This is a genomic window from Halotalea alkalilenta DSM 17697 (assembly GCF_000621205.1).
In the GTDB taxonomy this organism is placed as follows: domain Bacteria; phylum Pseudomonadota; class Gammaproteobacteria; order Pseudomonadales; family Halomonadaceae; genus Halotalea; species Halotalea alkalilenta.
This window is the reverse complement of the sequence record NZ_JHYY01000022.1, coordinates 138,285-149,101: the sequence shown is the minus strand read 5'-3', so window position 1 is coordinate 149,101 and position 10,817 is coordinate 138,285. Positions and strand designations below refer to the sequence as shown.

12 protein-coding genes are annotated in these 10,817 nt (G+C 65.7%); 5 read left to right on the top strand and 7 right to left on the bottom strand.

The features are described 5' to 3' along the window. From Q376_RS0103560 to topA, 4 genes are all read right to left on the bottom strand, one after another. A partial coding sequence (locus tag Q376_RS0103560; protein WP_162177878.1) for a transposase occupies window positions 1-240 on the bottom strand: 240 nt, incomplete at its 3' end. A 199-nt stretch (window positions 241-439) separates the two neighbouring features. Then, window positions 440-682 carry a hypothetical protein gene (locus Q376_RS0103555; protein WP_027349140.1) on the bottom strand — a complete coding sequence of 81 codons (243 nt, stop codon included), beginning with the start codon at window positions 680-682 and terminating at the stop codon, window positions 440-442. A 102-nt stretch (window positions 683-784) separates the two neighbouring features. Then, a complete protein-coding gene (locus Q376_RS0103550; RefSeq protein WP_027349139.1) occupies window positions 785-1,240 on the bottom strand; it encodes a DUF6586 family protein in 456 nt (151 codons plus the stop codon). A gap of 13 nt (window positions 1,241-1,253) precedes the next feature. Then, window positions 1,254-3,875, bottom strand: a complete 2,622-nt coding sequence (gene topA, locus Q376_RS0103545) for a type I DNA topoisomerase (protein ID WP_027349138.1) — start codon at window positions 3,873-3,875, stop codon at window positions 1,254-1,256. A 365-nt stretch (window positions 3,876-4,240) separates the two neighbouring features. On the opposite strand from topA, the gene pyk reads away from it, so the two are divergent. The 3 genes from pyk to Q376_RS0103530 all read left to right on the top strand — a co-directional run bounded on the left by pyk (window position 4,241) and on the right by Q376_RS0103530 (window position 6,712). Then, window positions 4,241-5,710 (top strand): pyruvate kinase, encoded by a 1,470-nt coding sequence (gene pyk, locus Q376_RS0103540; protein ID WP_027349137.1) that lies wholly within the window; start codon window positions 4,241-4,243, stop codon window positions 5,708-5,710. Beyond that, window positions 5,703-6,176 carry a methylglyoxal synthase gene (locus Q376_RS0103535; RefSeq protein ID WP_027349136.1) on the top strand — a complete coding sequence of 158 codons (474 nt, stop codon included), beginning with the start codon at window positions 5,703-5,705 and terminating at the stop codon, window positions 6,174-6,176. Before pyk ends, Q376_RS0103535 begins: the two co-directional genes overlap by 8 nt. 68 nt (window positions 6,177-6,244) lie before the next feature. Continuing rightward, entirely contained in the window at window positions 6,245-6,712 is a 468-nt protein-coding gene (locus Q376_RS0103530) for a GNAT family N-acetyltransferase (protein WP_211266596.1), read from the top strand. A 12-nt stretch (window positions 6,713-6,724) separates the two neighbouring features. Here Q376_RS0103530 and Q376_RS0103525 read toward each other — a convergent pair whose 3' ends face one another. Then, the gene (locus Q376_RS0103525) at window positions 6,725-7,348 is read right to left on the bottom strand and encodes an NUDIX hydrolase (protein WP_027349134.1); all 624 of its coding nucleotides are present in this window, start codon (window positions 7,346-7,348) and stop codon (window positions 6,725-6,727) included. 251 nt (window positions 7,349-7,599) lie between these two features. Between Q376_RS0103525 and Q376_RS0103520 the strand changes: the two genes are divergently transcribed. Further along, window positions 7,600-8,625, top strand: coding sequence for a zinc-binding alcohol dehydrogenase family protein (locus Q376_RS0103520; RefSeq protein ID WP_027349133.1), 1,026 nt, complete (start codon window positions 7,600-7,602; stop codon window positions 8,623-8,625). On the opposite strand, the gene Q376_RS21305 is transcribed toward Q376_RS0103520, so the two are convergent. Both Q376_RS21305 and msrP read right to left on the bottom strand, forming a co-directional pair. Next, window positions 8,609-9,271, bottom strand: a complete 663-nt coding sequence (locus tag Q376_RS21305) for a ferric reductase-like transmembrane domain-containing protein (RefSeq protein WP_052364917.1) — start codon at window positions 9,269-9,271, stop codon at window positions 8,609-8,611. The genes Q376_RS0103520 and Q376_RS21305 overlap by 17 nt on opposite strands. Continuing rightward, entirely contained in the window at window positions 9,271-10,302 is a 1,032-nt protein-coding gene (gene msrP / locus Q376_RS0103510) for a protein-methionine-sulfoxide reductase catalytic subunit MsrP (RefSeq protein ID WP_027349132.1), read from the bottom strand. Before msrP ends, Q376_RS21305 begins: the two co-directional genes overlap by 1 nt. A gap of 154 nt (window positions 10,303-10,456) precedes the next feature. Between msrP and Q376_RS0103505 the strand changes: the two genes are divergently transcribed. Continuing rightward, complete coding sequence (locus Q376_RS0103505; RefSeq protein WP_027349131.1) at window positions 10,457-10,798, top strand: HopJ type III effector protein; 342 nt, start codon at window positions 10,457-10,459, stop codon at window positions 10,796-10,798. The last annotated feature ends 19 nt before the right edge of the window (window positions 10,799-10,817 follow it).

The following is a 10,817-nucleotide window of genomic DNA, read 5'->3' as shown; positions in this document are numbered from 1 at the left end:
CATCAATTGGCGTTCGCTGCGCACCCCGAACAAGTAGCCGATGAACAAGGCCTTGAACAGCATGACGGGATCGAGCGCGGGGCGGCCATTATCGGCGCAGTAGAGATGGCGGACCTTGTCGCGGATGAAGGAGAAATCGAGGGTGGCGTCGATGTGACGCAGCAGGTGATCAGACGGCACCAGCTCTTCAAGCGTGACCATTTCGAGCTGATGTTGATGAGGAGAGGGCTCTCGCAGCACGGCGGCATACTCGCAAAGGGTATGCCTTCATCAAAACAAAGCCCTGGCGGTGAGGCCAGGGCTTTGTCAGCAGTCTAAAGGGACGCCGAGGCGTCCCTTTTAGTTCATTCAAGATTCGTAGTTCGTTCAAGATTCGACCGCCATCCACTCCAACGGTCGTCGCCACCAAGCCGCCGGCCCAGCGCCTTTCAGCGCACAGTCAGTGCATGGTCACCCGATCGCCCTGCTCCTCGATCACCTCGCCCTCTTCCCACAGCTTGGTGCGGGTGATGGCGTGATCGATCATCTCGCGCGCCACTTCGAAGCGGGTGTCGCGCAGCAGTTCGAGGGCCTGCTCGGAAAAACGCACGCTGACCAGCGCCTCGCCGTCGCCCTCCGAGGGCCGTAGCACGACTTCTCCATCGGGTAGCTCGACGATTTCCAGTATCGCGGTATCGGACATTGAGTCACCTCGGTCTAAACGTGAAACGGCCACCGACTGGATAAACGATCAGTGGCCGTTGCTTGTGACCAGTCTAACATCGCTGTCAACCGGGTGACAGACTCACCACTCCAGCGCGCTCTCGCGCAGTTCGTTGGCCAACGCCTTGAGTCGTACGAGGTTCATCTCAACGGTGGGACGCTGGGCGTTACCCACCGCGATCATGCCCGGGCGTACCGGCGCCTGGACCTCGAAACCACGCAACGCCTCGAGGCGTTCGCCCAGCGCTCTCAGCTCACCTTCCGGCGACAGCAGCGCCGTCGAAAGCCGCGAGAGTTCGGCATTGGCATCCGCTTCTCGGCGCAGTCCGCCGCGCCACCCGTCCTGCGGCCACGCAGGAAGACGGAGCAGCTCGGCCACCAAGGCATCGAGCGCCAGGTCGATCAGCGCCAGCGCGCCCTCCTCCAGCGCCGCCCGGCGGGCATCGACGAGCTGGTGCTCGACATCGCCCGCCACTGGCTGCCCCAACAGCAAATCGGCGCGATACAGCAGTTGGTTGGTACGACGACGTGCTTCCACACCGGCCTCCTCGTCAGCCCTTGCGTTTGTCCTCTACCCGCCAGCGTCCGTCCTCGTACACCGCGCGCCAGCCGGTCGGCTTGCCGTCGGCCTCGCTCATCACGTACTGGCTCTTGGTCTTGCGCGAGAAGCGGATCTGCGTCGGCAGGCCATCGGGGTCGGCCTTGGGAGCGTCGAGCAGGAAAAGATACTTCTCCGGCAGTTCGTCGCGATGCGGGACCAGTTCGGCGACCAGCGGTGCACGTGTCTCGCGGTTCTTGGGAAAACCGCTCGCGGCCAGGAACAGGCCGCTGGCGCCGTCGCGCAGCACGTAGTGGTCGTCGACCTTCTGGCAGCGCAGCTCGGGCATCGGCACCGGCTCCATCTTGGGCGGTGCCGGCTCGCCGCTCTTGAGCAGTTTGCGGGTATTGCCACAGGCCGTATTGGTGCAGGCGAAGTACTTGCCGAAACGCCCCGAGCGCAGCTGCATCTCGGCGCCGCACTTGTCGCATTCGAGCGTCGGTCCTTCGTAGCCCTTGAGCTTGAATCGCCCTTCCTCGATCTCGTAGTAGCCATCGTCGTCGTTGCTCAAGTGCAGCTTGCGATGCTCATCGATCAGGTAGCTGTCCATCGCGTTGCCGGTGCGGGGATTGCGCCGGCGCGCCCGCAGCGCATCGGTCTCTGCTTCATCGCCCGCATCGGCCGGCACCACCTCGTCGCCTGGAATCAGGTCGATGGTGGTCTTGCAACGCTCCTTCGGCGGCAGGTTGTAACCCGAGCAGCCGAGGAACACACCGGTGGAGGCAATGCGGATCTGCATCTTGCGCCCGCAGGTGGGGCAGTCGATGTCGGTGGGAATCGGCAGGTTGGGCCGCATCCCGTCCTCGCCTTCAGCGTGGTCGAGCTGGCCCTTGAAGTCGGCGTAAAAACTATCGAGCAGGTCGATCCAACGGCGCTCGCCGCCGGCCACCCGGTCGAGCTCGTCTTCCATCCGCGCGGTGAAACCGTAGTCGAGCAGGTCGTTGAACGACTCGACCAGCCTGTCGGTGACGATCTCACCGAGGGTCTCGGCATAGAAACGGCGATTCTCGAGCACCACGTAGCCGCGCTCCTGAATCGTCGAAATGATCGAGGCGTAGGTCGAGGGCCGGCCGATACCCCGCTTCTCGAGCTCCTTGACCAGGCTCGCTTCGGTGTAGCGCGGGCTCGGCTTGGTGAAGTGCTGCTGGGGATCGAGCTGGACCAGCTCCAGCGGCGTGCCGGGCTCGAGATCGGGCAGCGCCTGGTCCTCGGCCTGGCGCCCGGCCGGCGCCGAGACCCGGGTATAGCCGTCGAACTTGAGTACCCGCCCTTTCGCGCGCAGCTCGAAACCATCGACCTCGACGCTGAGCGTACTGGAGAGGTACTGCGCCGGGGTCATCTGGCAGGCGACGAACTGGCGCCAGATCAGCTCGTAGAGCCGCTCGGCGTCACGCTCCATGCCTTCGAGCGCCCCTGCCGAACGCTTGACCTCGGTGGGGCGAATCGCTTCGTGCGCCTCTTGGGCACCCTCCTTGCTGGCATAGCGGATGGGCTGCGCCGGCAGGTAGCGCTCGCCGAACTGCGCCTCGATGTGGGCACGCGCCATCTCGATCGCATCGTTCGACAGGTTGGTCGAATCGGTACGCATGTAGGTGATGTAGCCCGCTTCGTAAAGCCGCTGGGCCAGGGTCATGGTCTTCTTCACCGAGAAGCCGAGCCGGCCGCTGGCCGCCTGCTGCAGCGTCGAGGTGATGTACGGCGCGCCCGGCTTGCTGGAAGTCGGTTTGTCTTCGCGATTGGTGATCGCGAGCCGTGCCTTGCGCAGCCCCTCGATCGCAGCGAACGTCTCGGCCTCGCTGGTCGGGCGAAACGCCTCGCCGTCCTTGCGTGCCAGCTCGAAGCGGATGGCCTCACCGGTAGGCGCGGCCAGATCGGCGTGCACGTCCCAGTACTCTTCGGGGACGAAGGCGCGAATCTCGCGCTCGCGATCGACGATCAGCCGTACCGCCACCGACTGCACTCGCCCCGCGGAGAGTCCGCGCGCGACCTTCGCCCACAGCAGTGGCGAGACCATGAACCCGACCACCCGGTCGAGAAAGCGCCGGGCCTGCTGCGCCTGGACCCGGTCCATCTGCAGCGTGCCCGGTGCCTCGAAGGCCTGGCGAATCGCGTTCTTGGTGATCTCATTGAACACCACCCGCTTGTAGCGGGCTTCATCGCCGCCGATGGTCTCGCGCAGGTGCCAGGCGATCGCCTCCCCTTCGCGATCCAAGTCGGTCGCGAGATAGACGGTGTCGGCCTTCTCCGCCAGGCGCTTGAGCTCCTCGACGACTTTCTCCTTGCCCGGCAGCACTTCGTAATGCGCCCGCCAGTCGTGCTCGGGATCGACCCCCATCCGCCGCACCAGCTGCTCACGGGACTTCTGCCGCCGATACTCGACTTTCTCTTCCGCACTCATCTTGCGGGTGGCAGCCGCCTGCCGCGCGCGCTCGGCCGGATCGCTCGTGCCCTTGCCACCGCTGGGCAGATCGCGGATGTGGCCGACGCTCGACTTCACCACGAAGTCGTTGCCGAGGTATTTATTGATGGTCTTGGCCTTGGCCGGCGACTCGACGATCACCAGTGACTTACCCATAGCACTCCATCTCGTTGCGCCGCGTTCAGCGGCGGGGCTCAAGTCGTTCGCGACCAGCCCGGGAAAAATGCGCCTACCCTACCCTAGCCTAGGACGCTTCGCCAACTGCGGCCGTTCGGGCGACCCCTGCGCGGGATCGCTCCGGCTCGATCGGTATGGCTGAATAAAGGAAGCACGACTTGATCTTTTGCGCACGCAAAGCCGCGCGGAAAACCAGTGACGCCCCAGCGCCGAAAGTAGAGAATGAACGGATTACGACTACCATATTGACCGCCACACCCTTTTGGTCGAGTCGCCCGGCACGGACAAATCCGTTAAATTACGGACAATTACACTGACGCAAAGATGCGCAAGGAGACCACTTGATGTCGCAATCCCAACATGCACCGATTCGCCGCACGAAAATCGTCGCCACCCTCGGCCCGGCCAGCGATCGACCCGGCGTGCTCGATGCGATGATCAAGGCGGGGGTCGACGTGGTCCGGCTCAACTTCTCCCATGGCAGCGCAGACGATCATCGCAAGCGGGTCGAGGCGGTACGCGCCGCCGCGGAGCGCTATGCTCGCAACGTGGCCATCCTCGGCGACCTGCAGGGCCCGAAGATCCGCATCGCCCGATTCAAAGACGGCCCGGTGGAGCTTGAGGAAGGCGCCAGCTTCGTCATCGACGTCTCCCTCGGTCGTGACGAGGGCGACCAGCACCAGGTCGGCTGCGACTACAAGGAGCTCGCCGACGACGTCGTCCCTGGAGACGTGCTGCTGCTCGACGACGGACGGGTGGTGTTCGAGGTGATCAACGTGGCGCCGCCGCGAATCGAATGCAAGGTCCAGGTCGGCGGCAAGCTTTCAAACAACAAGGGAATCAACAAGCAGGGCGGCGGCCTCTCCGCCTCGGCGCTGACCGAGAAGGACAAGGAGGACATGCAGACCGCGGTGGCCCTCGAGGTCGACTACCTCGCGGTATCGTTCCCGCGCTCGGGCGAAGACATGCGCCTCGCCCGCGACCTGCTCGGTGACGCCGGACGCAACATCGGCCTGGTGGCGAAGGTAGAGCGCGCCGAGGCGGTCGCCGACGACGAGACCCTCGATGGCATCATCCTCGCCTCCGACGCGGTGATGGTCGCTCGCGGCGATCTCGGCGTCGAGATCGGCGACGCCCAGCTGATCGGGGTACAGAAGCGGATGATCGCCCGCGCCCGCACGCTCGATCGCCTGGTGATCACTGCGACCCAGATGATGGAGTCGATGATCGAGTCGCCGCTGCCGACCCGCGCCGAAGTGTTCGACGTCGCCAACGCGGTACTCGATGGCACCGACGCGGTGATGTGTTCGGCCGAGACCGCGGCCGGCAAGTTCCCGGTCGAGACGATCAAGGCGATGGACCGCTGCTGCCTCGGCGCCGAGCGCGAGCGCGCGGCGCAGGAGTCCAAGCACCGGATCAAGGACACCTTCCATCGCATCGACGAAACCGTGGCGCTGTCGGCGATGTACGCCGCCAACCATCTGCAGGGGGTCGCGGTGATCGCCTGTCTCACCGAGACCGGCCACACCCCGCTGATCGCCTCGCGGATCCGCTCGGGCCTGCCGATCGTCGCGCTCTCGAGCAACCCGAGCACGCTGCGTCGCATGGCGCTGTTCCGCGGTGTGCTGCCGGTGCTGTTCGACGCCGACAGCATGCCTTCCGCCGAGGTCAACAGCCGCGTGATCGATGAACTCGGCAAGCGCGGGCTCGCCGACAACGGCGACTTCGTGATCCTCACCCGCGGCGATCATCACTCGGCTCAGGGCGGAACCAACGTGATGAAGATCGTCCAGGTCGGTGAGAAGATTGGCTGACCAGCGCCCGACCCGCCACGCATCGAGAGTGCTGCCAGCGCGCAAGCGCATCGCGCTGGTCGCCCACGATGCGAAGAAGGACGAACTGGTCGGCTGGGCGGGCAAATGGCGCGAGACGCTCTCGCGCCACTCGCTGCTCGGCACCGGCACCACCGCCAAGCGGCTCGCGGATGCCCTCGGGCTCGAGGTCGAAGGGGTGATGAGCGGACCGCTCGGAGGAGACCAGCAGATCGGCGCGCGAATCAGCGAGCAGCGCCTCGACGTGCTGGTGTTCTTCTGGGATCCGTTCTCGCCCCAGCCCCACGATCCCGACGTCAAGGCGCTGCTGCGCCTGGCCGCGCTGTGGAACGTGCCGGTGGGGACCAACGTCGCCACCGCCGACTTCATGTTCGAGGCCCCGTCGATGTCGATGGACTATCCGATCGCGATTCCCGACGCGCACGAGTGGGTCGCCAGCCGCACCTGAGACGCGCGTAGCAATCTGCAGCGCGCTATTTCTCATCTTCCCATCGTCTGTTCGCACGAGGTCTCGCGATGCCGCGACCGATCGAGATCGTTCCCGCCACGCCCGGGATGCTGCCCCAGCTAAGCGCACTGCTCGGGCTGCTGTTCGCCCAGGAGAGCGACTTCGCGCCGGACCCCGCGGCCCAGCTCCGCGGCCTGGAAATGATCATCGACGCACCGGCATTCGGCCGGATCCTGGTGGCAAAGCAAGGTGACGAGGTGCTCGGCATGGTCGGGCTGCTGTTCACCCTCTCCACCGCGCTGGGCGCCAAAGTGGCGATGCTCGAAGACATGGTGGTCACCCCCGCCGCCCGCGGCGAAGGCATCGGTGGCCGGCTGCTCGAGGCCGCCGTTGCGCTGGCCGAGCGCGAGGGCTGCCGCCGGGTGACGCTCTTGACCGACGGCGACAACCTCAGCGCCCAGCGCTTCTACGCCAGTCATGGCTTCAATGCCTCGGCGATGCGGCCATGGCGCCGGCTGCTCGGCGATCAGGGCTGATCTCGCTCGCATTCAGTCCGAATGCACCCCGTCGACCTCGCCGCTGGCGAAGGCCCAGAGATGGTGGATGTCTTTCTCCAGCGTGCGGCCGAGCGAGAGCTCGGGCAGCGCATCGAGGGCGAAGAAGTCGGCGGCGTCGGTCTCGTTGTTGGGCACGAAACCTCCTCCTTCCACTTCATCGCAGACGTAGAACAGTTTGTAGATGTGTTCAGGCGTCACCGGTAGATAGGGGTGGAGGTTGCGATCACGCAGCAGGGCGAGACGTGGATTGACGGCGAAGTGCCCGGACTCCTCGCGGATCTCGCGCAATACGCAGCTCGACGGCGGCTCGCACACATCGGCCCAGCCGCCAGGCAGGGTCCAGCGCCGGTCGCGCTGCTCTCGTACCAGCAGCACGCGGTCATCTCGGAACACTGCCCCGCGCACGTCCACCTTGGGCGTGGCGTAGCCCCGATCGGGAATGAACAGCTGCTCGACCCGCGCCACCGGTGTGTCGGCGAGCACCGCGAACATCTGGTTGGTGAGGCGCTCGAGCTCCTGGTAGCGCTCGAGCTCGTAGCGATTGTCGGTGTAGGTCTGCCCGGTCTGGGCAATGGCGCGCAGGCGCTTGGCGAAGTCGACCCAATCGTGGGACATGATCATTTCTATCCTGGTTGAATCACCCGACTAGACTAGTCCATCCATGTCCGACGCCCCAGCGCGGGATGAAACCAGTGGAGAGGACCCAGACGAGGATCGAGCCCCTGCCGGCGCTCGCCGCCTGATCGCTTTCGAGGCGGGCGCGCTGGCCGATCCGGCTTGGTCCCTCGCCCCGGCGCCCCCATATCGACCCTACCTGTCCGTCGCTCACGGGCACCAACGTCAACCAAGCAAGAAGGGACAAACAGATGAAAGCTATCGCCATCACCGGCAAGCCGGAGCTCGATCAAGCCTTCGTCGAACGGGAAGAGCCTAAACCGGCGCCGGGACCACGGGACCTGCTGGTCAAGATCCAGGCGATCTCGGTCAATCCGGTCGACACCAAGATCCGGCGCTCGGCGACTGAGTCGAAGGTGATCGGCTGGGATGCGGTGGGTGTGGTCGAGACGCTCGGCGAGCAGGCGCGGGGCTTCGCGATCGGTGACCAGGTCTACTATGCAGGCGACGTCAGCCGTCCGGGGAGCGACGCCGAGTACCAATGCGTGGATGCGCGCCTCGTCGCCAAGGCACCGGAGAGTCTCGAGATCGAGGAGGCAGCGGCGCTGCCGCTCACCGCGCTGACCGCCTGGGAGGGGCTTTTCGACGTGCTCGGCCTCGAGCCGCGGGATGCGCCGAGACCGGCTGCGCAAGCAGGTGAAGGGCGAGCCCAAGAGACGCTGCTGGTGATCAACGGTGCAGGCGGGGTCGGCTCGATGGTGATCCAGCTGGCGAAGCAACTGACCGATCTGCGGGTCATCGCCACCGCCTCGCGGGAAATGTCGGTGGAATGGTGCAAGGAGATGGGCGCCGACCTGGTGGTAGATCACCACCAGCTGGTAGAGGCGCTGGCAGCCGAGGGCGTCGAACAGGTCGACTACATCTACTGCTGTCACGACATCGGCGACCACTGGGACAACATGGCCAAGCTGATCCGCCCATTCGGCCGTATCGTCGCGATCGCCGAGACCAAGAAGCAGGTTGACGTCAACGCGTTGCAGATCAAGGCGGCGAGCTTCGCCTGGGAGCTCATGTTCGCGCGCGCGCTGCACGGCTACTTCCCCGAACGCCAGGGCGAGATACTGGCCAGGCTCGCCAAGCTGATCGACGCGGGTCGCCTGCGCAGCACCCTGAGCGAGGTGATCGGGCCACTCAATATCGACAACCTGGCCGAGGCCCACCGCCGGCTCGAATCGGGCCATGCGATCGGCAAGCTGGTGCTCACCGTCGCCGATTGACCTCGGTCCCGGCGCCGCTTGCGCGGCGCCATCCTCCAAGCCGCCGCGCAAGCGGCGGCCAGCGCAGCAGCATCAGTCCCAGCGCGATCAGCGCATAGCGCCCCCACTCACCGAGATCGGCGCGTACGATCCAGAAAAAATGCAAAAGCACCAGGGCAAGCGCCAGGTAGACCATGCGATGCAGCGGCTTCCAGCGCTTTTTCAGCCGCCGTACCATCGCCCGCGGCGAGGTGGCGGCGAGCAGGCCGAGCAGCAGCAGCGCCGCCGCCCCGACGATGATATAGGGCCGTCGGCTGAGATCGGCGAGTAGCAGCGCGGGCTCGAGACCGATGATGAACAGCAGGTAGCAGGCGAAGTGCGCCAGCGCGTAGACGAAGGCCCAGACGCCCAGCTGGCGGCGAACCAGCCCGAACCCCGGCCAGCCGGTGAGTTTCGCCAACGGGGTGAGCGCAAGCACCAGTAGCAGCAGCGTCAACGCGCCGATACCGAACTCGAGCAGCAGGTAGCGCCCGGGATCCGGCCCCGCCTCGCCCTGCGCCACTCGGCAGGCCCAGCTCAGCGGCCAAGCGATGGCGAGCGCGAATACCACGATGCGAAAGCCCAGCAGCAGGCGGGGGTGGCGCAGCAGGCTCCCAGGCCGGCTCATCAATAGTCGGCCTTCAGGTCCATACCCTGGTAGAGACTCGCGACCTGGTCGGCATAGCCGTTGAACATCCGTGTCTCGATCAGGTTGGGTCGAAACAGGCCGCTGGGCAGGCGACGCTCGCTGGCCTGGCTCCAGCGCGGATGGTCCACCTTGGGATTGACGTTGGCATAGAAGCCGTATTCGTTGGGCGCGAGGCTCTGCCAGCTGGTGCTTGGCTGGGTGTCGGTGAGCGAGATACGCACGATCGACTTGGCCCCCTTGAAGCCGTACTTCCACGGCACCACCAAGCGCAGCGGAGCGCCGTTCTGATTCGGCAGCGAGCGGCCATAGAGGCCCACCGCGAGCAGGGTCAGCGGGTGCATCGCCTCATCGAGCCTGAGCCCTTCCGTGTAGGGCCAATCGATCAATCCATAGCGCGAACGCTGTCCCGGCATCTGCTCGGGGTCATGGAGACTCTCGAAGCGCACGAACCTGGCCTTGCTGGTCGGCTCGACCCGTGCGAGCAGGTCGGCGAGCGGAACGCCGAGCCATGGGATCACCATCGACCATGCCTCGACGCAGCGCAGCCGGTAGATCCGCTCCTCGAGCCTTGACTCGCCGATCACATCCTCGAGCGCCAGCCGCCCGGGACGCGCGACCTCACCGTCGATCACCACGCTCCAGGGCTCGGTGACCAGCCCGCCCGCGTAGCGCGCCGGATCGTCCTTGCCGCTGCCGAATTCGTAGAAGTTGTTGTAATGGGTCACGTCATCGAACGGGGTCAAGCGGTCCTCCGGGCCGGGCTCGACCGCCTTCCAGCGAGCGTCCCCGAGCCTCTGGCCAAACCAATCCGGTGCGCTACCCGGATCGATATCCTCATAGCCTCCCGCCGCCGCGAAGGCGCGCGGCAGCGCACAGGCAGCCCCGAACCCCAGCGCACCGGCCAGCACTCGCCGACGCTCCCGCCTGAAGTCTCGATAGTCTCGATAGAGCCGCTCCGGTGTCACCTCGTGCTCGAGCGCGTGCGAGTGCTCCCTGCGTCTGATCAACATCCGGCTTCTCCTCGGTGCGAACGAATGATCCCCTTCATGGATTAGAACCCATCGCAGCGAAACCATTCATTCAGCGTGCACTGCCCGCATCAGGCGCTGGACGCCGAGCGTCCAGCTGGATAGCTTGGCTGCTTTTCGCCCTAAGGAATCCAGTATGCCCCCGATCGCCGACTTCCGCCGCGCCCTCGCCCGCGAGGACCACCGCTTCGCCGATACCCTCGCCTTCATCGAGACCCACTACCGCTTCACCCCTACCCCCTTCGACAACGGCGGCGTCAGCAACGGCGCCGACGACAACCAGGGCTCGTGCCGGGTACTGGCACTGGCGCTACTGGAGGGACTCGAAAGCCACGAGGCGCTGCGCGCCTTCGGTGAGCACTACCGCCACGTGGTCGCCGATCCCGAAGGCCACGACCACGCCAACATACGCGCCCTGGCGGCTCATGGCCTCGACGGCGTGCGGCTCCATGGCGATCCGCTGGCGCGGCGGGACTGAACGCGGGCAGACGCAATGC